Origin of the sequence: Coprococcus eutactus (genome assembly GCF_025149915.1) — a bacterium.
Classification (GTDB): Bacteria; Bacillota; Clostridia; order Lachnospirales; family Lachnospiraceae; genus Coprococcus; species Coprococcus eutactus.
Map to the genome: position 1 here is coordinate 2,873,739 of NZ_CP102278.1, position 21,802 is coordinate 2,895,540.

General features: G+C 44.5%; 21 protein-coding genes. 3 read left to right on the plus strand and 18 right to left on the minus strand.

Going from position 1 to position 21,802, the window contains the following annotated elements:
* Positions 1-19: 19 nt before the first annotated feature.
* The 12 genes from NQ536_RS12770 to NQ536_RS12825 form a co-directional block, all read right to left on the minus strand.
* Positions 20-193 (minus strand): hypothetical protein, encoded by a 174-nt coding sequence (locus NQ536_RS12770; protein WP_004850769.1) that lies wholly within the window; start codon positions 191-193, stop codon positions 20-22.
* A 179-nt stretch (positions 194-372) separates the two neighbouring features.
* Positions 373-1,047, minus strand: a complete 675-nt coding sequence (locus NQ536_RS12775; RefSeq protein ID WP_004850770.1) for a V-type ATP synthase subunit D — start codon at positions 1,045-1,047, stop codon at positions 373-375.
* A gap of 278 nt (positions 1,048-1,325) precedes the next feature.
* On the minus strand, positions 1,326-2,696 hold the full coding sequence (locus tag NQ536_RS12780) for a V-type ATP synthase subunit B (protein ID WP_004850771.1): 1,371 nt from the start codon (positions 2,694-2,696) through the stop codon (positions 1,326-1,328).
* A gap of 4 nt (positions 2,697-2,700) precedes the next feature.
* Positions 2,701-4,464, minus strand: a complete 1,764-nt coding sequence (locus NQ536_RS12785) for a V-type ATP synthase subunit A (protein ID WP_004850772.1) — start codon at positions 4,462-4,464, stop codon at positions 2,701-2,703.
* Between the two features lie 111 nt (positions 4,465-4,575).
* The gene (locus tag NQ536_RS12790; RefSeq protein ID WP_004850773.1) at positions 4,576-4,896 is read right to left on the minus strand and encodes a V-type ATP synthase subunit F; all 321 of its coding nucleotides are present in this window, start codon (positions 4,894-4,896) and stop codon (positions 4,576-4,578) included.
* A complete protein-coding gene (locus NQ536_RS12795; protein ID WP_004850774.1) occupies positions 4,889-5,860 on the minus strand; it encodes a V0D/AC39 family V-type ATPase subunit in 972 nt (323 codons plus the stop codon). The genes NQ536_RS12790 and NQ536_RS12795 overlap by 8 nt, the downstream gene beginning before the upstream one ends.
* Before the next feature lie 14 nt (positions 5,861-5,874).
* A complete protein-coding gene (locus NQ536_RS12800) occupies positions 5,875-6,477 on the minus strand; it encodes a V-type ATP synthase subunit E (protein WP_044997938.1) in 603 nt (200 codons plus the stop codon).
* A 47-nt stretch (positions 6,478-6,524) separates the two neighbouring features.
* Complete coding sequence (locus tag NQ536_RS12805; RefSeq protein WP_004850778.1) at positions 6,525-6,998, minus strand: V-type ATP synthase subunit K; 474 nt, start codon at positions 6,996-6,998, stop codon at positions 6,525-6,527.
* A gap of 35 nt (positions 6,999-7,033) precedes the next feature.
* Entirely contained in the window at positions 7,034-9,061 is a 2,028-nt protein-coding gene (locus tag NQ536_RS12810) for a V-type ATP synthase subunit I (protein WP_004850780.1), read from the minus strand.
* Positions 9,062-9,150: 89 nt separating this feature from the next.
* On the minus strand, positions 9,151-9,447 hold the full coding sequence (locus NQ536_RS12815) for a Vacuolar (H+)-ATPase G subunit (RefSeq protein ID WP_227135322.1): 297 nt from the start codon (positions 9,445-9,447) through the stop codon (positions 9,151-9,153).
* A gap of 428 nt (positions 9,448-9,875) precedes the next feature.
* Positions 9,876-10,301 carry a ribose 5-phosphate isomerase B gene (gene rpiB / locus NQ536_RS12820; RefSeq protein ID WP_004850785.1) on the minus strand — a complete coding sequence of 142 codons (426 nt, stop codon included), beginning with the start codon at positions 10,299-10,301 and terminating at the stop codon, positions 9,876-9,878.
* Between the two features lie 289 nt (positions 10,302-10,590).
* Positions 10,591-11,643: an L-threonylcarbamoyladenylate synthase gene (locus NQ536_RS12825; RefSeq protein ID WP_004851275.1), complete on the minus strand. Its 1,053-nt coding sequence runs from the start codon at positions 11,641-11,643 to the stop codon at positions 10,591-10,593.
* Between the two features lie 175 nt (positions 11,644-11,818).
* Here NQ536_RS12825 and NQ536_RS12830 point away from each other — a divergent pair, with 175 nt between their 5' ends.
* Together NQ536_RS12830 and NQ536_RS12835 are read left to right on the plus strand one after the other, a co-directional pair.
* Complete coding sequence (locus tag NQ536_RS12830) at positions 11,819-12,649, plus strand: N-acetylmuramoyl-L-alanine amidase (RefSeq protein ID WP_004851272.1); 831 nt, start codon at positions 11,819-11,821, stop codon at positions 12,647-12,649.
* A gap of 599 nt (positions 12,650-13,248) precedes the next feature.
* Entirely contained in the window at positions 13,249-14,115 is an 867-nt protein-coding gene (locus NQ536_RS12835) for an adaptor protein MecA (protein WP_004851270.1), read from the plus strand.
* Positions 14,116-14,361: 246 nt separating this feature from the next.
* Here NQ536_RS12835 and NQ536_RS12840 read toward each other — a convergent pair whose 3' ends face one another.
* The 3 genes from NQ536_RS12840 to NQ536_RS12850 all read right to left on the minus strand — a co-directional run bounded on the left by NQ536_RS12840 (position 14,362) and on the right by NQ536_RS12850 (position 16,805).
* The gene (locus tag NQ536_RS12840; RefSeq protein ID WP_167530854.1) at positions 14,362-15,579 is read right to left on the minus strand and encodes an IS256 family transposase; all 1,218 of its coding nucleotides are present in this window, start codon (positions 15,577-15,579) and stop codon (positions 14,362-14,364) included.
* A gap of 195 nt (positions 15,580-15,774) precedes the next feature.
* Positions 15,775-16,542 carry a CpsB/CapC family capsule biosynthesis tyrosine phosphatase gene (locus tag NQ536_RS12845; protein ID WP_022058588.1) on the minus strand — a complete coding sequence of 256 codons (768 nt, stop codon included), beginning with the start codon at positions 16,540-16,542 and terminating at the stop codon, positions 15,775-15,777.
* 50 nt (positions 16,543-16,592) lie between these two features.
* Positions 16,593-16,805 (minus strand): DUF1858 domain-containing protein, encoded by a 213-nt coding sequence (locus NQ536_RS12850; protein WP_004852411.1) that lies wholly within the window; start codon positions 16,803-16,805, stop codon positions 16,593-16,595.
* A 238-nt stretch (positions 16,806-17,043) separates the two neighbouring features.
* Between NQ536_RS12850 and NQ536_RS12855 the strand changes: the two genes are divergently transcribed.
* A complete protein-coding gene (locus NQ536_RS12855) occupies positions 17,044-17,214 on the plus strand; it encodes a DUF362 domain-containing protein (RefSeq protein WP_004852414.1) in 171 nt (56 codons plus the stop codon).
* 133 nt (positions 17,215-17,347) lie between these two features.
* Here NQ536_RS12855 and NQ536_RS12860 read toward each other — a convergent pair whose 3' ends face one another.
* From NQ536_RS12860 to NQ536_RS12870, 3 genes are all read right to left on the minus strand, one after another.
* Positions 17,348-20,092 carry a cysteine peptidase family C39 domain-containing protein gene (locus tag NQ536_RS12860; RefSeq protein ID WP_004852416.1) on the minus strand — a complete coding sequence of 915 codons (2,745 nt, stop codon included), beginning with the start codon at positions 20,090-20,092 and terminating at the stop codon, positions 17,348-17,350.
* A gap of 20 nt (positions 20,093-20,112) precedes the next feature.
* Complete coding sequence (locus NQ536_RS12865) at positions 20,113-20,646, minus strand: hypothetical protein (protein ID WP_004852418.1); 534 nt, start codon at positions 20,644-20,646, stop codon at positions 20,113-20,115.
* Between the two features lie 79 nt (positions 20,647-20,725).
* The gene (locus NQ536_RS12870; protein WP_004852420.1) at positions 20,726-21,802 is read right to left on the minus strand and encodes a 6-phosphofructokinase; all 1,077 of its coding nucleotides are present in this window, start codon (positions 21,800-21,802) and stop codon (positions 20,726-20,728) included.

Below are 21,802 nucleotides of genomic sequence, written 5' to 3' on the forward strand. Positions count from 1 at the left end.
ATGTCCTCCTTCTGCTTGATTAGATTGTTTTTTCGGTTGTGCTGTCAAAGAAGTGCAGCTTATGTGGCATGAATACAAACGAAACCTTGTCGCCTATCAGGCTTATCTCATACTTTGATACTCTTGCAACAGTCTTGCTTCCCGCAAACTGGAAATACAGATTATTTTCATTTCCCGTCCACAAGAAGATCACGCCAGTTCTTCTGCGAAGGGATACAACCGACTAATTCAATATTCAACAAAAAGATCAAACCGCCCACACCCCTTTATTTATCTGAGGTGTTGGCGGTTTTTATCAAAACTTTTGTCCTATAAGTTTAAATATCGGAAACCAGTTTCTTTTTTATTACCTTACATAGAATATCATTCTGTCTACTGCGCATGCTCGAACTGATGCTCTTTGTAGTGATGAGCCTCCTCCAGCATCATGTCCTTGACCTTCATAAGTCTGACCTGGGTGCTTCGCTCATTCTCATCAAGCTTCATGCTTATATACTTTATTCCCTCCCGGGTCTCCGGGATGATGACATGCTCAAGAGCATTTACACGCCTTCTGGTCTTCTCTATCTCCGCTGCGAGCATCTGGCAGGACTTCTCCACCTCCGCCAGTCTCAGCATATCAGGAAGTATATCCGATAGGGACTTCACTGCATCGTCCAACTCTCCAGATGTAAATGCAAATCCATACGAATAGATGTCATTTGAATTTGCGCTTTTCGTCTTATAGTCGTACACCGGAATGTCAACACTCATTACATTCCTGTCGCCAAGGGCGATCCGCACCTCCTGCTTCGGAGCCATGAGCGCCGTGCTCAATGTCTGCTCATTCATACCCGCCTTCGCTATTACAAAGCCTGTGTTGGCAGCTTTGATACCTGCCTCAACCTTCTTTCTCAGTTCCATATTCTCTCTTGCCATGTCAAGGAACTGCCTCATCAGCTCATCTCGCTTATCCTTAAGGAGCTTATGGCCTCTGGATGCCGTGACCAGCTTCTTCTTAAGCCTTGTCAGCTCCATTCTGGTTGGATTAACCACAACATTAGCCATCTGTCTTCTCCTTTCTTCCAAATATATTCTCAAGCTACTTGACATGTATTACAAGGACAACGTGTATATGGCAATTTTGAATTTCGTACATTTAATTGTGTCCCCATTGCGGCATATATTGCCAACCGGGGGTCGCTTCCGCTTATTTCGGTCTGCAGCGGTACTAAGGTGCCGCTTGAGGCGCCACCTAAGGACCGGCGACCTCAAACTCCCCCTATTGGCAATATATGCCGCAATGGGGACGAACACAACCTACGCCTTTCAAAATTGCCTACCCACTACTTTCCGTAATACATGTCAAGCCACTTGTCGTCGATACGTTTCAGCTCGGCTCTAGGAAGAATGGAGAGAAGCTTCCAGCCGATGGCAAGTGTCTCCTCAATACTTCTGTCGGTGCCGTACCCCTGGGATACATACTCCTTCTCAAATGCCTCTGCAAACTTTGCATATATAATATCTATATCTGAAAGTGCCGACTCACCCAGGATAGTCATGAGCTCCTTGGCATCCTTTCCTCTTGAATAAGCAGCAAATAACTGGTTCATGGTGCTGGCGTGATCTCCTCTGGTCTTGCCCTCACCGGTTCCCTTATCCTTAAGTCTGGACAGTGACGGAAGTACATCGATAGGCGGTGTGACTCCCTTTCTATACAGCTCTCTTGAGAGAATGATCTGTCCCTCTGTGATATATCCCGTAAGGTCTGGTATAGGATGAGTCTTGTCATCCTCAGGCATGGTCAGGATCGGTATCATGGTTATACTTCCATTCTTACCCTTCTGTCTTCCGGCTCTCTCATACAGAGTTGCCAGGTCAGTGTACATGTATCCAGGATAACCACGGCGTCCCGGAACCTCTTTTCTTGCAGCTGATACCTCACGAAGTGCATCCGCATAGTTCGTGATATCCGTGAGGATTACCAGAACGTGCATGTTCTTCTCAAATGCAAGATACTCAGCGGCGGTAAGTGCCATTCTAGGTGTGGCGATACGCTCAACCGCAGGATCATTTGCCAGGTTGATGAAGAGGACTGTTCTATCTATGGCACCAGTCTCCTTGAAGCTCTCTGTGAAGAAGTTTGCCTCCTCAAATGTGATACCCATGGCTGCAAATACAACGGCGAATGGCTCATCTGTTCCGCGCACCTTTGCCTGTCTTGCTATCTGTGCTGCAAGCTGGCTATGCGGAAGTCCTGAGGCCGAGAATATCGGCAGCTTCTGTCCTCTTACCAGTGTGTTCAGTCCATCTATGGCTGATATACCTGTCTGAATGAACTCAGACGGATAGTTTCTGGCAGCTGGATTCATCGGCAGACCATTGATATCTCTTCTCTCATCAGGAAGTATCTCAGGGCCGCCATCTATAGGTCTTCCAAGTCCGTCAAATACACGGCCAAGCATATCTTCTGATACGCCGAGCTCCATACTCCTTCCAAGGAATCTTACTTTGCTGTTTGAAAGGTTGATACCTGTTGAATTTTCAAAGAGCTGTACCAGGGCGTCCTCACCATTTATCTCAAGGACCTTGCATCGTCTGATCTCGCCGTCCGCCAGCTCGATCTCACCCAGCTCATCATAAGCTACATTCTCAACTCCGTGCACCAGCATCAGAGGACCCGCAACTTCCTGTATAGTTCTGTATTCCTTTGGCATAGTCTTAGTCCTCCTTCTCTATAGCTTCCTGAAGCTCTTTGTCAAGCTCCCTGGATATCTTCTCGTACTCTTCATCCACATTCTCAGGAAGCACATATTTGAATCGTCCGATCTTTTCTCTGATCGGCATATTCAGAATATTTCTTATGCTTGCTCCACCGGCAAGAGCCTGCGCCGACTCCTCATAAAATGCCATGATGAGCTCCATCATCAAAAACTGCTTGTGAAGCGGTGTGTATGTGTCCACATCATGGAATGAGTTCTGGTGAAGAAAATCCTCTCTGATGGATCTCGCCGCCTCCATCTTCAGTCGGTCTCCCGCTGAAAGAGCATCCATACCTACCATCTTAACGATCTCATCGAGCTCTGCCTCCTCCTGAAGCAGTGTCATCATCTTCTGTCTGTCGACCATGAACTTTTCATTTACATTTTCCTCGAACCATTTGCCCATATTGTCCACATACAGAGAGTATGAGGTCAGCCAGTTGATAGCAGGGAAATGTCTCTTGTACGCAAGCGATGAATCCAGTCCCCAGAATACCTTGACGATTCGAAGTGTTGCCTGTGAAACCGGCTCGGAAATATCACCACCCGGAGGAGAAACCGCACCGATAACCGACAGTGCACCGGTTCTGCCCTCGCTGCCGAGAGTCTTGACCATTCCGGCTCTCTCGTAGAACTGCGCAAGTCTTGAACCGAGGTAAGCAGGGTAACCCTCCTCTCCAGGCATCTCCTGCAGACGTCCTGACATCTCTCTGAGCGCCTCAGCCCAACGGGATGTGGAATCCGCCATGAGTGCCACCGAGTAACCCATATCACGGAAATACTCAGCTATAGTTATACCTGTATATATAGATGCCTCTCTGGCCGCAACCGGCATATCCGATGTGTTGGCTATGAGGACTGTTCTCTGCATGAGCGAATGTCCGGTCTTCGGATCCTTCAGCTCTGGAAACTCGTTCAGAACATCCGTCATCTCGTTTCCTCGCTCTCCGCATCCGATGTAGACTACGATATCCGCCTCAGCCCACTTTGCAAGCTGATGCTGGATGACTGTCTTACCGCTTCCGAAAGGTCCGGGAACCGCAGCCACTCCTCCCTTTGCTATAGGGAAGAATGTATCCACAACTCTCTGTCCTGTGATAAGTGGCATAACCGGTGGTATCTTCTCCTTATATGGACGGCCCTTACGAACCGGCCACTTCTGCATGAGTGTCAGCTCCCTGTCACCCTTGTCTGTCTCAACCACACATACAGTCTCCTCAACTGTGAATTCTCCTGCCTTTATCTCTTTGATGGTTCCTGTCACGCCATAAGGCACCATGATCTTCTGTGTGACAACCACAGTCTCCTGAACTGTTCCTATCACATCGCCTGCCGACACCTTATCGCCCACTTTTGCTGTCGGCACAAACGTCCACTTGATATCTCTCTTCAGCGATGGAACTTCAACTCCTCGCTTCAGGTTATTGCCACATATCTTCATGATGTCATCCAGCGGTCTCTGGATTCCATCGTATATACTGCTTATAAGTCCCGGTCCCAGCTCAACTGATAGAGGCATTCCCGTTGACTCGACCGGTGCTCCCGGTGCAAGTCCCGATGTCTCCTCGTATACCTGAACTGATGCCTGATCTCCGTGCATCTCTATGATCTCGCCGATAAGTCTGCTCTCACTTACACGCACAACGTCGTACATATTTGCATCACGCATGCCCTCAGCGATGACCAGTGGTCCGGCGACCTTCTTAATCTTTCCTGTAGCCACTTAACAGCTCACGCTCCCTTCTATACTCACTCGCTCCATAGATAATTGCAAAATCGAATTATACCGATTTCGCAATTACCTATATCCGCTCGTTTCACCATTATTTTCTAATCATTCTTCATTAAATAATATGTCCGAGCCTACAGCCTGCTCAACGGATTTTTTTACTCCCGCTATTCCAGCCCCTGTATTGCCTGATATCCCCGGTATGAGAATGATCGCTGGCTTCATAACCTCTCTGTATCTGTCTATCTCTTTATTGAGATCCGAAGCCAGTGCCTCGGTCATATATATAACTGCATAATTGTCCTCCGCCAGCCTTTTCAGCAGCGTAACCCCATACTCCGGATCATCTACAGGAAATGTATCCAGGCCCAGAGTTGCAAATCCGTATATACTGTCATAATCGCCCATAACAGCTATCTTATACATACATCTCCCTTACCCTTTCCCTGATAGCCTCCTCCGGAAGCCGGTTCAGCTTGCATGTCAATATGATCCTGACTGTCTTTATCTCGTTGAGCCTCGCCAGAATGTACGCCACTATCGGTCCCACCGTAAATGGGTTGTACTTCTGAGGCTTTATCGTCTCTATGATACGGTTATCACACCATCTCTCAAATGCCGATGCTGACTCAGAAAGTGCCTCTGCCCCACCGGCGTATGCTGTGTCCGCAAGGTATCTCTCTATCTCCTCCATGCCAGCCACCGCAGCCGTCGCCAGCCTGTCAATATCCAGAGTGTTGCACTCCGCCATGGCTCTCTTCATGAAATCCTTGTTTTTGCCTGTCTTCATGGATCTCACCGCTATCTTGATATCTGCAACAGCCACCGTCGTCTCTGCATAATCCCTGAGCAGTCTGTCATCTGCCTTCTTCGCAGCCTGCATGATCGCCAGCAGTGTTCCTCTGTCTATCACAGCATCGCACATCTGACCGTCTCCGGCCTGTGCCATACAGTCCCAAGCCTCCCTCGCGCAGTCTCTCATGTGTTCTGGAAGTCTGTCCCACGCCTTATCACTTACGATGGACAACATCTTCTGACCGTCTATCTCGGAATTGTCGAAGAACACATGGGCAGGAGTTTCCCCGGCAACCACAGTCTTGATCGCCGCCTTGAGATTGTGATACAGATCCGGAAGTCTTATGACATCGAACACGGACATATCATTCACCATCTCGGCCACGGCAGCCCACGTCTTGTCGGTCTCCGCCCTAAGTATGTCATTTTCATCCATACTGGCATTATCACTATCGCCCCAGCCCTTCTCTATGATGAACTGAACCGCCTTCTTGTAGGAATCTGTGGCCACGAGCTGTTCTATGGCCGCCTGACTCATAAGCGACATCTCAAGCGCCCTGATCCTGGCAACCGCATATATATATTTGTCTGCCATCTGCCTACCTCCAGCTATCTGTTATCAACAAATAATAATTCATTTACTTTGTCTGCCAAATGTTCTCTGTTCGCGTCCAGCATCGCCCTGAATGAACAGTTTTCCTCGATTCCTCCGTAAATGAGAACAAATCCTCCATCTATATCACAGTTTCCATCGGACACCTTCAGGCTTCCTCCATGAGCTGCAGCTATCTGCTCTATCTGCTTCTCAGTCTGTGGTGTAAGTCGTTTTCTATCTTTCCTGGAGAAGCATATCTCTCCGCTTTTCGGCTGTACCGACTTCTCCAGACATCTGATGATCACCCGGAAATACTCCTCATCCGGAAGCGCCACCATTGCGTCATATGCCTTATCCAGCATATTTCCGATGATGGTCTGTTTTGCCGCAAGTATCGCCTGTCTCTTCTTGAGTTCCGATGAGGACTTCGCCCTGAATGATCCGGACTTTTCTGCCTGAGCAACCTTCTCACCGGTATCCTCATTCATCTTATCCACAGTCTTTTTGGCATTTGCAATGATGGAATCCGCGTTTCTGGCAGCCTGAGCTTTGATCTCTTCAGCTTCCTTCTGCGCTTCCTGAAGGATCTGTTCTACGATTGTATCTAATCCTGTCATAAAGTACATCCTCCTTACTATCGTCTATTGTTCATGCGCATGAAAAATTAAAGTTTGATTCCATTTACCGCAAGAATTGATACCAGAAGTGCAAGGATCGCATATGTCTCAACCATGGCTGGGAAAAGCATCGCCTTACCAAACTGATCAGGCTTCTTTACAACTATTCCAACTGCTGCAACTGCTGTCTTGCCCTGATGCATTGCTGATACAAGACCAACTACTGCTATTGGAAGACATGCTGCAAGCATCATAAGTCCCTGTGCTACTGTGAGCTCCTTCGGTGTTCCTGAAAGGATTCCTATGTTGGACAATGCTATGAATCCAACAAGAAGTCCGTAGATACCCTGTGTACCCGGAAGAAGCTGGATGATAAGAACCTTTGCGAATTTGCTTGGATCCTCACTTACTACACCTGCTGCCGCCTGACCAGCAACTCCTACTCCATATGCAGATCCCATGCCTGCAAGAATTACTGCAAGCGCAGCTCCCACTAATGCCAAAACCGTTCCCATTGTCATAATATTTTCTCCTCCTAAAATTGGTTTTTTATTTCTTATTTCTGCACTTCTGTACCACTTACTATATCTACGTACTTCGTATTCTCCCTGAACGGCCTGAATGGATTGCCGCCGCCCTCGTAGAATTTGCCGAAGAACTCTACATACTGGAGACGGCATGTATGCACGTATGCTCCAAGCATGTTGATCGCAAGGTTGAACAGATGTCCTACTATAAATACGATGACGAACACTATGGCTCCGAATATTCCATCGCCAGCCATGCTTCCCATCTGGTTTATTACCTGTGCTATAACTCCCGTCGCAAGTCCCAGTGCAAGAAGTCTGGAATACGACAGCAGATCTGACAGCCAGCCTGTCAGGTTGTATATGTCATACAGTCCAAGTGCCAGTCTGAGCGCCGGATTCTTGTGGTCTCTTCCCGACATGAGCACGATGATCACAGCCCCCGCAATCGCCAGTCCGTAGCTTGTATTCCTAAGCCATCCAGGGAAATTGAACTGCATCTGTGCTATGGATGCGAACAACTCCGTCGGCATGAGCATCAGCACAAGTCCCGTGATGAGCATGAACCAAGATAGCACGTCGCATATGAACGCCTTCACATCGCCTTTCTTCAAGCACATATATCCCTTTAATGCCAATCCGCCGAACAAATGTATAAGTCCGAACAGCAGCGAGAAGAGCAAAAGTTTCATCGGGTCGTCGAGAGGCGCAAACCATACTGGCTTGAATGTCACCTCATGGTGGAAAAACGTCCTCGATACCACCGTTATCAGGTCTCCGAAGAAACCGCCAAATAATATTCCCCATATCAGTGTGGATATACCACAATACATGAACAGACGCAGGGACTTTTGAAGTCCGTTCTCCATCCTCGGGAATTTCCTGATCAAAATAAAACATGCCAGGAATATGATGAGTCCATACGCCGCATCGGACAACATGAGTCCGAACAGGAATATATAGAATATCGCCATCGGTGTGGTTGGATCCATCTCACCCTTGCCCGGAAGTCCAAATGACTCTAGTACGCCCTCCGCCGATGCGAACATCTTCGGATTCTGCAGTTGTATCGGTGCAGCCTCATTCTCCGGAACATCATATACATCAGCCATCAGACTAAAATTCTCATTGAGTACAGCCACTACCCTGTCTGCATCTCTTTCCAGCACATAACCCGATATGACAAATGTACTCTTAGACTGGAGAAGGCCTCCAAGAACCTGATATTTGTCCGCCCTTATGCGATAGTAGTCAGCCAGAAGTCTCAGCTTATTCCTGTCATCAGCCAAGGATACGAGTTCTTTCGTCTTGTCCTCTATACACTGCTCAAACTCCCGTATATCCTCTTTATACTTCTCCATTTTCTGCTCGGGTGTCCTTCTGGAGAAATAGGAGATTCTTGTAAATCCATGGGATCTCAGTATCTCCTCCACCCTCTGTGATACAGGTTTAAGGGCTATTGCCACCATACAAGTCTGGTCCTTATCAGATCCTACAACAGCGACTGTGTATCCCGCCATCTCCGGTTCCGCAGAGCTTATATATCCATGTATATCTGTCTCCGTAAGTCCCGGTGGCATGGTTCCGATCATCACATCCGTCTTCTCGGTTCCTGTGGTATTGATCGGTATGTCCATATTCAGCCACGGCACCAATCCGTCTATGGCCACCTGACATTTGACTATTCCCGCCTCGCATCCGGCTATGTCCTTGCTGATCCCCTGGATCTTTTTAACCTTACAGTTATAATCCCGTCTGCCAGCTATGATCTCCTGAATGTCAGCCTCTGACGCCTCCTGCCGTCCTTCCAAGCTGGCAAATATGGATTTCTCCTCCGGAACATACTTATCAAGTATCTGTAAGGCTTCATCTGTATTCTGTACTCTCTTCTCGTACTTTGCTCTCTGGCTTGTGGTACTCATCTTCCTGAAGTCATCAGTCTCTTCGTTATTAGTCTGTATCTCAACCATTCCCAGCGACTGGAGCTTCTCAAGAATTGCTTTTCTGTCCCTCTTCATGGCACAGATCTCAATCTTTTTCATAGGAAGTACCGCCATATATTTACCCCCTTTCCATATTCAAATGTTGATTAAATTTCAATTTCGTATACGCTTGCTGTACATTTAATATCAGCTTGCAGAATTGGTCAGCCAACCAGCTCCGATATGATCATGGATGTAACTTCACTCTCCATGGATGTGGCTCGGTCTCTAAGATGTCCTATCTCTGCCGTGGCAACATCCATAGCCTTCACCGTCAGCTTTTCCTCCTCTGTCCTGCGGTTTCCCTCAGCGTTTTTCATACTCTCTTTCGCACTCGCCCCTGCAGCCGCTATCATATCTGTGGCCTCTTTTCTTGCAGCAGCTACTGTATAGTCAGCTTCCTCCCTTGCCTTGCGGACTATCTCCGCAGCCTGAGCTTCCGCATCTGTTATTGTCTTCATAGTCTCCTGCAGCATAACATTCCTCCCTTCTGTGAAATTGAGCAGACACATACTTTATCAAAGCATCACTTTAGATTATTATGTGAAAACTCAAGTAATATTATTTTATAATGATATTGCTATATTGTAAATAAACATTTTGTAAAGTTTGTACAAACCCCTTGATATTTTTTTATTGTTAATGTACAATGTGACTATGTTGATAATACTTATGTTTATCCATTAATCATTTTTCTTCCTTTTAACGCAGTTTGATGTCGAATTATTGATGCATTTCGACGAAACTGCATAAAAAAGAACCCATGAACAGTCTTGACCAAACTGTCATGGGTTTCTTTTTTATGTTGTTCTGTTTTTATGAAATGTATGATTATCTCTCGTCCCAGCAGGCAATAACGGTTGCGGAAAAACGAAGTTGTAAGACATTTTTACTCTATCATTCCAATCCTTCTTACATGGCGCTCGTCATTTGAAAATGGTGTGTCGAGGAATATATCCACTATCTTGAGAGCCAGTCCCGGTCCTATGACTCTTGCTCCCATAGCAAGCATATTCGCATCGTTGTGCTCTCTGGTAGCCTGAGCTGAGAAGCAGTCGTGGCAGAGCGCAGCTCTGATACCCTTTATCTTATTTGCCGATATGGATATTCCTATTCCTGTTCCGCAGATGATGATTCCCTTATCACACTCGCCTGAAGCCACCGCCTTTGCTGCAGCCTGTCCATATATCGGATAGTCTACAGACTCTGTGCTGTAGCATCCAAAATTCTTGTACTCAAGTCCTCTCTCCTCAAGGTGCTTAATGACCTCCTGCATAAGCTCATATCCGCCATGATCACATCCAAGTGCTATCATAATTCATTCTCCTCCTTACTTCTTATTGTGCATGCGCATTAAAAGGCGCTTCGCGCGGCGCATGCGTCTTCGTAAGGAATCTCCCGCTTACGCGGGTCCTCCTTACTTCTTATTGTGCATGCGCATTAAAAGGCGCTTCGCGCGGCGCATGCGTCTTCGTAAGGAATCTCCCGCTTACGCGGGTCCTCCTTACTTCTTATTGTGCATGCGCATTAGAAGGCGCTTCGCGCGGCGCATGCGTACTTCGCAAGGAATCTCCCGCTTACGCGGGTCCTCCTTACGAAATTAATTAACATTTTATTATTCTGTGGCCTGCGGCCTTTATGAGTCTGTTCATGATGGCATAGCCCATGTCGCCCTCTTCAAAAGACTCACTGTATATATACTGTGCACCTATATCATCACATGTTCTTAACAGACTGTAAAGTCCTGCTGAAACTGTTATCTCATTCTTCTTGCTTCCGGCGTCATATATATTCTCACACACACCGTCATTGTAAAGGCCTACATTCTCAGTATCGCACAAAATAGCTGTCTTATACCCCTGTGCTCTCTTCTCAGCAACCAGACTTCTTATCCGCTCCGCGGCAACCAGCCTTTCGCCCTCGACTATACTGAGTTCGCCCTTTGGCGCATAATGAGTATATTTCATTCCCGGCGCCTTTGGTCTCAGGGCATTATTCATCCCTGTTATCGCTGGATCAATGGTCACATCCCCAACGATATTCTTTATCATTTCAGGGGTTATATATCCAGGTCTAAGTATGGTCGGTCTGTCACCTGTCATATCAACAATGGTCGACTCTATACCGATTCCAACCGCACCGCCGTCGATGATCATATCTATTCTACCATCCATATCCTGCTGCACATGATGTGCCGTTGTCGGAGATGGTCTTCCAGACAGATTTGCACTCGGCGCCGCAATGTACACCCCCGAGTCCTTTATAAGCTTCATTGCCACTGGATGGGAAGGCATCCTTATTGCCACAGTATCAAGTCCTCCTGTAGTGGTATGCGGCACGACCGCTTTCTTATTTAAAATGATGGTGAGCGGTCCCGGCCAGAACGCCTCCATCAGCTTCTTAGTGTCATCACTCACATATTCCGCAAGTTCATATACGCTGTCGGTATCCGCTATGTGCACTATGAGCGGGTTATCCGAAGGTCTGCCCTTCGCTGAATATATCTTGTGGGATGCATCCGGATTCAGAGCGTCCCCTCCAAGTCCATACACCGTCTCCGTTGGGAATGCCACAAGTCCGCCGGATCTCAGTATCTCAGCGGCCTGCTCATACATATGCTCATCATCCACGCCGGCCTTTGCTATTATCGTATTCATCGTTTTCAACCTCTGTCTCTGCAAATGCGGACACCTGTAACAAATGGCACCGCATACTCTGGCTAGTGCATTCAGCACCAGCATTTCAAATCACTATACGCCCATATTTTAGCCCAGCATAGTATCGCTGTCAAATGCATATAGATTATTGATAAGGAAATCAGGGATATATATCATGAAAACACAGCATAAACATTTTCTCCTGATCCTGGCGATCATTGCCTCGGTATCACTACCTCCAGTTATATGTTACCAGCGCTACGTGAAATCTTTGGGAACACACAGTTCATCCACATCGGTCAAAAATGGCAGCACCCCAACTGGCAAAGGAAATAAAACATCTGAAAGTCATGGAAACGAAGCTGACAAAACTCATATTTCAGAAGGCGACACCAGTCAGACCGATAAACAGGATAATTGCAATGACTTTTTAATTCTCATAGACCCCGGTCACGGTGGCTTTGATCCCGGAAAGGTGAGCCCTGATGGTATTGAGGAAAAGAAGATCAACCTAGAGATCTCCTTGAAACTGCAGGATGCCCTGGCGACAAAAGGCTTTTCAGTATCTCTGACTAGAGATTCAGACCGCTCACTGAACAGCCTGGATGCTGGCAGCAAAAAGTCATCCGATCTGCATTACCGGACCAACAGAGCTGCCGAGCTTAATGCCGATCTATACATAAGCATTCATCAGAACAGCTACTCCGCCGAATACGTCCACGGTGCACAGGTCTTCTACTATTCCACCTCCAGTGCAGGAAAATGCCTTGCAGAAACCATACAGCAATATTTGATTTCCGATGTGGATCCTGGCAACACCAGAATGCCCAAAGGTAATTCCGAGTATATGGTGCTTGTGGAAAGTCCCTGCACTGCGGTCATAGTTGAGTGTGGTTTTCTGAGCAACAGCCAGGAATGCCTGAAGCTGTGCGATCCCGAATACCAGACTAGACTTGCCAGTGCCATCGCAAAAGCAGTGAAAGCATGGTATGACTCGCAGACATGATAAGGTCCCACCGTGACAGCCGGCAGGACCAGTTTAAGCTCTATTACTGATATGTGTAATTCCGTGCATATTAAAATAAATAACTATACACTATCCCCATACTTTGTGTGCCTTATCCCCCTATAGGCATCACCCCCTGACGTATATATTTTCCCGTCGGCAAATGTGCAATGTGATTTTGTGATGTGATGTATTAACCCCATATACCCTGTAAATAAATACCTGTTTGCCTCTGAGAATATGTGAGCAATGACCTATTCGCTATCTCTCTGGGAATTGTATCTGAAACGATAAGGATCAGACAGAATTTATAGAATAATATAGAATTGAACTCACCTGTAATGAGTTGACCCGCTCACAGACTCACCATACATCATATGCGGCATTAATCCAACCCCTTTTCCTCATATTTAATGAAAACTTCATAAAGAAATCCATACTGTATTAATGTAAACGTTTACGATATGAAAGTTTATGAATTGTTAATCAATTTTCCAGTTTTTTCTCCCTACAGACTATTTACTTGTTTGACAAATGTGGTAAACTATAATACACATTTTAATTAGGTGTTTATTTTATTATAAAGGGGGTCGATTCTATTGAAGATTGAACGTTTAAGTGAAAATCAGATAAGATGCACACTCAACAAAGCAGATTTAAACGAAAAGCATCTCAAGATTTCTGAGCTTGCATATGGCTCTCAGAAGGCAAGAGAGCTATTTAGAGATATGATACAACAGGCCTCTGCAGAATTAGGATTTGAGATCGATGACACTCCACTTATGGTTGAAGCAATTCCTGTTTCCTCCGACTGCCTCATCCTGATCGTAACTAAGGTTGAGGATCCCGAGGAACTTGACACTCGTTTCTCAAGATTTTCAAAGGTCAACGAATACGATATAGATGACGATGATGATTTTGATGACTGCGATGATGTATATGATACGGATTCTGATTTCGACGAAGAAGCCGATGATGACAGTGAAAACAATGGCAACACTGTTGCGAGGATACAGATCAGCGGTTCTGAGAATGTTCCAGAAGAGATTAAGAGGGTTTTGGAGGGACTTCTGAAGAATCTTTCCGGACTTACAGCTGTGTCTTCCGATTCAGCAAGCACCTCATCTGACAGTTCAGCAACTGAGGATCAGAACAGTGCCGAGGATCAGAAAAACCTTCAGGCACTATATTCATTCGACTCACTTGAAACCATCATACGTGCGTCAAAGCAGATCGCTTCATTCTACTTTAGCGAGAACTGCCTGTACAAGAATCCGGCAAACAACAGGTACTATCTGCTCATATCCAACAGCAGCAACACTGCTCACGAACTCGCAAGGGTATGTAGTATCATTGCGGAATACGGTGTTATGGAAGACATGACATACGCGATGCCGGCACACTTTAAGGAGCATTACATCTCTATCATAACAGAGGATGCAGTCCAGACATTGTCTGCATTATAAGGCTGTAAGGCACTGTAGAGAATATTTATGAAGAATATTTGTAAATGATATTATATCAAGCTATTTTATTTCTGCACAAAAATGAAATGCCAGAGACCGTTTCAAGTTTTGTGTAAACGTTAAAAACTGATATAAGATTTGTGAATAGTTACAAATGGGCAGAGCCGATTTTCCGGATTCTGCCCATATCTGCATTATACAGTAGTTTTTAGGCATGTCAATAAAACCTGCCTAAAATTGACTGCTTTACAGGTTCCGTCCCGCCAGACGTTCTTCAAAATAAATTTCAAGCTGGGAATGGATCTGTCCCCAGTCCTGCCTGTGTCCGGTCCATTTTTTCGTGATATCCATGGTTGCCAGATACAGCATTTTCAAAAGGCTGTCATCCGACGGAAAAACCGTTTTGCTTTTGGTCACTTTCCGGAGCTGGCGGTTGAATCCTTCAATGGCATTTGTGGTATAAATCAGCCGTCTTACTGCCTCTGGATATTTGAAATAAGTGGACAGTGTTGCCCAGTTATCATGCCAGGATTTATAGATTTTCGGGTACTTGGAATCCCATTTATCCTTGAACAGTTCCAGTTCATTTAAAGCGGTTTCTTCCGTTGGAGCCGCATATACAAGCTTCAGATCAGCCATCAGTTTTTTGATATCTTTGTAAGAAACAAACTTCGTTGAATTACGGATCTGATGGATGATACACTGCTGAATCTCTGTTTTTGGATAAACAGCCTCGATTGCCTGTGGAAATCCATTTAAACCATCAACGCATGCAATCAGGATATCCTCAACGCCTCTGTTTTTTAATCCATTCATGATAGAAAGCCAGAACTTCGCACTTTCGTTTTCTCCAACATACATTCCAAGAACATCTTTTTTCCCATTCATATCGATACCAAGGGCAATGTAAACCGCACGTTTTACAATACGTCCTTCACTGCGGACGTGATAGTGGATTGCATCCATAAATACTACAGCATACACTTCTTCCAAAGGGCGTTCCTGCCATTCTTTTACAATCGGCAGGATTTTGTCTGTGATCCGGCTGATTGTGCTGTCAGAAATATCAATATCGTATAATTCACGCATGTGGGATTCAATGTCTCCAGTTGTCATTCCCTTGGCATACATGGAAAGTATTTTTTCTTCCATGTCCTGAGTTACGGTATTCTGATATTTTTTAATCAGCTGTGGTTCATAATCACCATTACGATCCCTTGGGATTGCCACATCCATATCTCCATAACTGGTGTGCATGGTTTTGCTGGAATGTCCATTTCTACTATTGTCTGTTTCTTTGTTTCGATAGTCGTACTTGGAATATCCTAATTCTTCATCCAGTTCTTCATCCAAAGCACCTTCCAAAATGACAGACATCATGTCACGCATGATACTGTTTACATCGGTGCCGTCTTTGATGCTGATATCATTATTCTTCAGATAATCACGCATCATTTCTCTCATTGCTGCTTTTTGTGGGCTGTCTTTTCTTCTTGCCATAAAAATAACCTCCAAACTGAGTAATTTTATCTTACATCAGTTTGGAGGTTTACACAAACTTTGGGATGCTCCCAAATGCCAAGTCAAGTACCAACCTGACCTGGCATTTCATTTTTTTGAATTTCCTTTTTGGATTTTCTATATGATATCGAACATATTCTATATGTCTATATCGTCATTTTCTATCACTGCTTTTGGATTCGTGTAGAACAATTCATTCATATAGTCCTCACCATACTTGCGTTCTATGTACTCAGCACACTCCCTGAGGTAAGGTGCTTTATCTTCTGAATCCAATGCATCTGATGCCACAAAATGAACCAATTCTTCCTTGAGAAGTTTTCTTGAAAAACTTTTGATATCATGTCCGAGACCTCCCACAACAGCCGCTGCACTTATCTGTACATATGCACCGAGCTGTATAAGCTCTTCCACCTTATCCTCATCGCTTTCAAGGCATTCATACTGCTCCACATCTGCTACAATCGGAATATATCCATCCATGTTGATATCTCTTATTGCTTCCGATATAGTCTCAAAATCTATATCGTACTGAAATCTGATCATGACATACTTGCTGTCAGCCATCGAATCCAGCTGACCAGAGATTATCTTCTGATGATTCTCATCATTGTATTCTATCTCTCTTCCAAGATATACCTTATAGTACGGATCTATCCTGCCAGCCTCTATGTTAAGCTGCTCCACGATCCTGTCCAGTTTGTCACCATCCATGATTGGATTCTTCTTGTTATATGGCGGTGTCGCCACTATTGTACGAATTCCCTCATCATAGGCAATTCTGAGCATCTCTGCTGCTTCTCTCAAATCGTCCGGGCCATCTTCCATCCCTGGCAGTATATGACAGTTAATGTCAATCAATCCCTTTATTTCCTGCCCGGGAGGATTTGTTCCATCAGTTTTCATATATATCTCCATTCTTTATAGTATACAACGCTTATTATTTGGCAAGTATACTACTCAGCCTCCTTTTTTGCAAGGTAATCGTTGATCTCCTGTTCAAGCTCAACTGCATCCAGTCCGTGAACTGCTGCTGCCTCCTCAAGACTCTCTCCTGCTGCTGCAAGACACCCTATGCAATGCATTCCTGCTGCCATGAGAATCGCCGCATTACCGGCATCTATTGCCAGTATATCATTTATAAGCATATCTTTACTTATCTTTGCCATATTATATATCCTCCTATGATTACTCGTATTCAGCACTTCTCATTATATTATACCCTTTTTTAAATGTCTATCCCTTTTATCTATATTGCCGGCGTCACAATTGTCTATATCGTTCTTTCTTATTGAGTCTTATTGAAAAATATACCTTGTTGATAAATATTATTATTACTTGCTTATTATTGTGTTTTGTTTTACAATAAGCGTGTGATTATTTTTACTTTATAAGGAGGAAACAATTATGGCATTCGTTATTGGCGATTCATGTATCGGTTGTGGTTCATGTGCTGGTTCTTGTCCAGTAGGCGCTATCAGTGATAATGGCGGCGTATTTGTTATCGATGGTTCACAGTGCATCTCATGTGGTGCTTGTGCTGGTTCTTGCCCAGTAGGAACTATCTCAGAGGAGTAATTCATACGATACGATACGATGTCAACATCATATCGCATGGTATCAATTATATATCTAAACTACAACTATTAAAGAAAAAGGAAACGGATTCTGTCCGTTTCCTTTTTTGTTTATTTTTGTATATTTTTATTGTCTATTCTGACACGTAAGTATATGACTCGTTCTGGCATACGACCATCATATCAATATACTCTTCCCTTGAGACAACAATTTCCTTGTTCTCCACAGGATCATAATATCTGACATCCTCATCATTGTAGCTTACTATGAGGACATATCTTCCATCATCTATTCTTGATATTACCGGTATTCCATCGCTGACATATCCGAGCAGCATGTCGAGGGACAGACCAGTCACATTTATTCCCTTTTTCTTGCCCAGCGTGTTTAATACAGTCACCGGATCGCTATACTGTTTAATCTCATCTTCAGTCACCTGTACACCCTGATAGTTCAAAACCATGTATAGGCAATCTGTAAGTGATGCATCCACTGTACCTGTGCTGTGGTGGAATATTCCCGCAGCTATGGTGTTGTACTCCTGACTCTCCATCTTTCTGTATATCACCTCACCATCACTGGATACCACTATTCCCGCCACGGACTCAGCATAATTTATTGCATCTCCCGCAACGTCATATATCTTGGAAAGGCCGAGGTTATCATATACATGATATGTAACCTTTTCCCTCTCTATCGTCATTATCATATATGAATTCTGATCATCTATTTTTTCCTTAGTTATGTTCAGGTTCGGAATGTAACTGAGATATATATTTTCAGGGACTGTAAAATACAGTCTGTCATAGCCTGTTATCGATGAGTTGTGTACTGTGCCTATGGTCTGCTTGCTGTCATCTTCCTTGAATGTGATAAAGTCATCCTTTATGGCAACAAACTTGCCGTTTGACTTCTCCCCCCTTGTCAGGTAGAGAAGATTGGCATTCACATCCACCTGCATAAGATAGCATCCATCCTTGGCATACTCTTTTATCTGTGAACCGTCACTTCCAACTATATACAATCTCTTTGCAGGAATATTATCTCTCGATTCCTCACTGTACTTCGTCTCAGAAAATGACTCAAGATCGGCATCCACTCCAGCATCCGCTATGTCCGACACTCCATACACCATGTCTGAATCCTTAAATCCATAACATATCAGACACTCGCCATCCCCGGCTGTTATGTCATAGCTGTTTCCCGTCTTCATATTCATAAGGGTTATTCTGGTATTCTGGCTCTGATCCTCATTCTCACCAAATGCCATGACTGACATGTCGGCTGACACTTTCACATCTCCAGCTGACAGATTTTCAGCAATATATGACTGCTTTCTGTTTTTTATATCCACAGCATTTACCTTGCCGCCCATCATATAATAAAACTTCTGTCCGTCATAATACGTGAGTCTCGAAGTTTCTGTCTTCATCGCCTCATATGGTACATTACACTCCACAAACAGAAGCTCATCGACCTCAAGTGTACTGTAGTCAAATGTAAACAGACCAATTCCTAATTTACCTTCATGATCTCCCCTGTTCATGTATCCATATACAGAAAACGTCAGATTACCGTCATCTGCAAACTCCATGATATTTATATTATGTGCATCATATGTTGCTGCATCCTCTGTATAGTCGTCAGCACAGAAACTATAAACACGAATTATCTCTCCCTGGTCATAATCGTACATCCACAGCTGTCCATTTCTGACAAATGCTATCTTCCTGTTGTTCTCAACGTACCGGTACTCAAGATCATCAGATGAAACTATTCCTATCTCGTACACGTTGTTGAGAGCATCTATTCCCGTCCTGTCAAAATACTCATCAACATACCGGTCATAGCTGAACATTGTAATCTTAGGCTCTGTATGCGATGTCTCTTCAGCCTGTCCACCCTGACTTTCTTCATCTGTATATGAATATTCCTCATCATATGAAGCATCGCCATATGAAGCATCGCCATATGAAGCATCGCCATACGAATCCTCGCCATCAGCTTCACTGTCACTCACCTCCACAAGGCTATACCCAGCCTTATAAAATTCCTTGACAGCATAATAGCTTGTGACATCCTGATCCGTGATGGAGCTCGCGTTATACTCCATCTCGATCACAGCATAATTGACATCTATCTCTTTTATATATATGTTGATGTCGCTGACCACCGTCGGCTTCAGACCATCCCACATGATGTCCGCATAGTCATTTGCCAGATTGACATGTCCAAGGCCAAATGAATCTCCTGTTGATGCGCCTGCATACTCCGTCTTATAGGTTCCTATAACAGACTCCGTCTCAAGTGCATTGAAGTCAAATGAAGCATCATGAAAATCCTGAACAGCCTTCAGAAGTTCCGCCTCATGGTAATCATCATTTACAACTATTCTGGTATAATACGATGCTGCCAATCCCTTCTCAGAGCTTGCCTTTACCACAAGCATGTATTCCATATCCTTCTTGAGATCCATCCGCACATTTATGTCCAACTCATCATATCCTGAACCATTGTCCGCCGCCTCGATATCACCCTTCTCAACAAGTGAATCCCCGGCTATAGACCTTATCTCATATGAATATCCGCTGGCATATTTTTTATCATTCTGCACCAGTATCTCTATATGCTTCTGCTCATCTATAGGTGTTATAGAATCCCTCAGAAGAGTTATATCCACATCGCTGGTATATCCGTGCATGCAATTGAGCAGAGTATCGCCATAGCTCACATAAGCTAGTGGCAATTCTGCATCATTCATCTCTTTAGCCAGATTCTTATAATTTCTATTCTCAAATATATTGACGAAGTAAATCGTGATGACAAATACCATTATCATTACAATCACTCTCACAAGTACATTTATTTTCTTCTTCACTTATCCAATTGACTCCTTTATCAATAAAACCTTCTTCTGCGCCTTCTATGTCTGTCTCGTCTGACACAGAACTCATTGCACACAAGCATCTCTATGATATTTCTCATAACACAATTCACATCACCTGGTCCATCAGGTACATACGGTGGCTCCTCCTGCCCTAAAGCTGCAGCCTCCGGACCGGATACCTTGTATTCATCGGGGATGTCTCCCCTCTCGTTAAGGTCACCATAAACCTTTCTCGCAATCTTTCTCATCTCTTCCCTGTCTGGGTATTCAACTAGCATTGAACTTCCCTCGTATTCAAGCTTATCGCACTCTTCCTCGACCGCATCGCTGATCCGCTTTATATTATCAGGATACATTTGCTTCATGTACTCTATATCCCGGAGCAGCTCATCAGAATCATACATACTGCCTGGAAGAAGAATACCTGACAATCCTTTTCCGGAAGCCTCTGCATATTTCAGATTGTAGACTCCTCCATCTTTTATCAGTCCCTTGAGATTCATGTCATACGGACTATATGGAATATATCTGAATTCTTCACTCATACAAATCTCCCTATCTGCATTGTTGTGTATCTATTACATAAGTATGCAGATAGGGAGAATATGTGACCGCAAATACTGTTTATTTATCTCCAAATGAAATTCCCAGTGTTCTTGCCTCGCTTACTATATCATCATCAGGTGATACATATTTCAGCTTTCCGGCACTCTCTGAAAGCGGTATTGCTGTTACCTTATTGTCAAGGAATACAACCAACTTGCCAAAATCCTTTGCCTTTATGAGCTCTGCAGCCTTAGCGCCAAATCTCGAAGATATAACACGATCATATGCATCCGGGCTGCCACCTCTCTGGGTATGGCCGGGTATTGCAATTCTTATATCCTGCGTTGTATATGCCTTGAGTTTGTCTGCAAGCTCATACGCAACTGACGGATATGGATTGTTTGCTATTACCTCTTTTCTCTTCTTCTTAGGGAGCTCTGCAACCTCCTTTGGAAGTGCACCCTCAGCAACTGCAACTATAGTGAATCCCTTATTGTCCTTAGTTCTCTTATCAATTGCCTTGTATACCTTCTCTATATCATATGGTATCTCTGGAAGCAGAATAACATCAGCTCCTCCTGCTATTCCCGCATGAAGAGTGATCCAGCCAACCTTGTGGCCCATGATTTCTACTATAAATATTCTGTTATGTGATGCAGCAGTGGTGTGAATACAGTCAATGGTCTGTGTCGCTATATCGACAGCACTCTGGAAACCAAATGTCATATCTGTTCCCCACAGGTCATTGTCTATGGTCTTTGGAAGTCCAATTACATTAAGGCCTTCCTCGCTGAGCATGTTTGCAGTCTTCTGTGAACCATTTCCACCAAGTACACAGAGACAATCCAGCTTAAGCTTCTTGTATGTCTCCTTCATTGACCTGACTTTATCAAGTCCGTCCTCTGTCGGCTCACCCATGAGTTTGAATGGCTGTCTGGAACTGCCCAGGATAGTTCCGCCTTTATTGATTATTCCTGAAAAATCTTCCGGCTTCATCTTAATATAATTTCCTCTCATAAGGCCTTTATAGCCCTCAAGGAAACCATAGATCTCTACCTCGTCAAAAAGCTCGTACAATCCCTTTGCTATGCCCCTCATGGTTGCATTCAATGCCTGGCAGTCACCGCCACTTGTCAAAAAACCTACTCTTAACAT

Bases quoted from the DNA above. Each gene is read 5' to 3' on its own strand.
- NQ536_RS12790 (WP_004850773.1), bottom strand. From the start codon at position 4,896: ATGTATAAGATAGCTGTTATGGGCGATTATGACAGTATATACGGATTT.
- NQ536_RS12775 (WP_004850770.1), bottom strand. From the start codon at position 1,047: ATGGCTAATGTTGTGGTTAATCCAACCAGAATGGAGCTGACAAGGCTT.
- NQ536_RS12810 (WP_004850780.1), bottom strand. From the start codon at position 9,061: ATGGCGGTACTTCCTATGAAAAAGATTGAGATCTGTGCCATGAAGAGG.
- NQ536_RS12850 (WP_004852411.1), bottom strand. From the start codon at position 16,805: ATGGCAAAGATAAGTAAAGATATGCTTATAAATGATATACTGGCAATA.
- NQ536_RS12795 (WP_004850774.1), bottom strand. From the start codon at position 5,860: ATGGCAGACAAATATATATATGCGGTTGCCAGGATCAGGGCGCTTGAG.
- NQ536_RS12825 (WP_004851275.1), bottom strand. From the start codon at position 11,643: ATGAATACGATAATAGCAAAGGCCGGCGTGGATGATGAGCATATGTAT.
- NQ536_RS12840 (WP_167530854.1), bottom strand. From the start codon at position 15,579: ATGAGAGAAATGATGCGTGATTATCTGAAGAATAATGATATCAGCATC.
- NQ536_RS12780 (WP_004850771.1), bottom strand. From the start codon at position 2,696: ATGCCAAAGGAATACAGAACTATACAGGAAGTTGCGGGTCCTCTGATG.
- NQ536_RS12805 (WP_004850778.1), bottom strand. From the start codon at position 6,998: ATGACAATGGGAACGGTTTTGGCATTAGTGGGAGCTGCGCTTGCAGTA.
- NQ536_RS12865 (WP_004852418.1), bottom strand. From the start codon at position 20,646: ATGAGTGAAGAATTCAGATATATTCCATATAGTCCGTATGACATGAAT.
- rpiB (WP_004850785.1), bottom strand. From the start codon at position 10,301: ATGATAGCACTTGGATGTGATCATGGCGGATATGAGCTTATGCAGGAG.
- NQ536_RS12815 (WP_227135322.1), bottom strand. From the start codon at position 9,447: ATGAAGACAATAACAGATGCGGAAGCTCAGGCTGCGGAGATAGTCCGC.
- NQ536_RS12830 (WP_004851272.1), top strand. From the start codon at position 11,819: ATGAAAACACAGCATAAACATTTTCTCCTGATCCTGGCGATCATTGCC.
- NQ536_RS12870 (WP_004852420.1), bottom strand. From the start codon at position 21,802: ATGTTAAGAGTAGGTTTTTTGACAAGTGGCGGTGACTGCCAGGCATTG.
- NQ536_RS12845 (WP_022058588.1), bottom strand. From the start codon at position 16,542: ATGAAAACTGATGGAACAAATCCTCCCGGGCAGGAAATAAAGGGATTG.
- NQ536_RS12800 (WP_044997938.1), bottom strand. From the start codon at position 6,477: ATGACAGGATTAGATACAATCGTAGAACAGATCCTTCAGGAAGCGCAG.
- NQ536_RS12855 (WP_004852414.1), top strand. From the start codon at position 17,044: ATGGCATTCGTTATTGGCGATTCATGTATCGGTTGTGGTTCATGTGCT.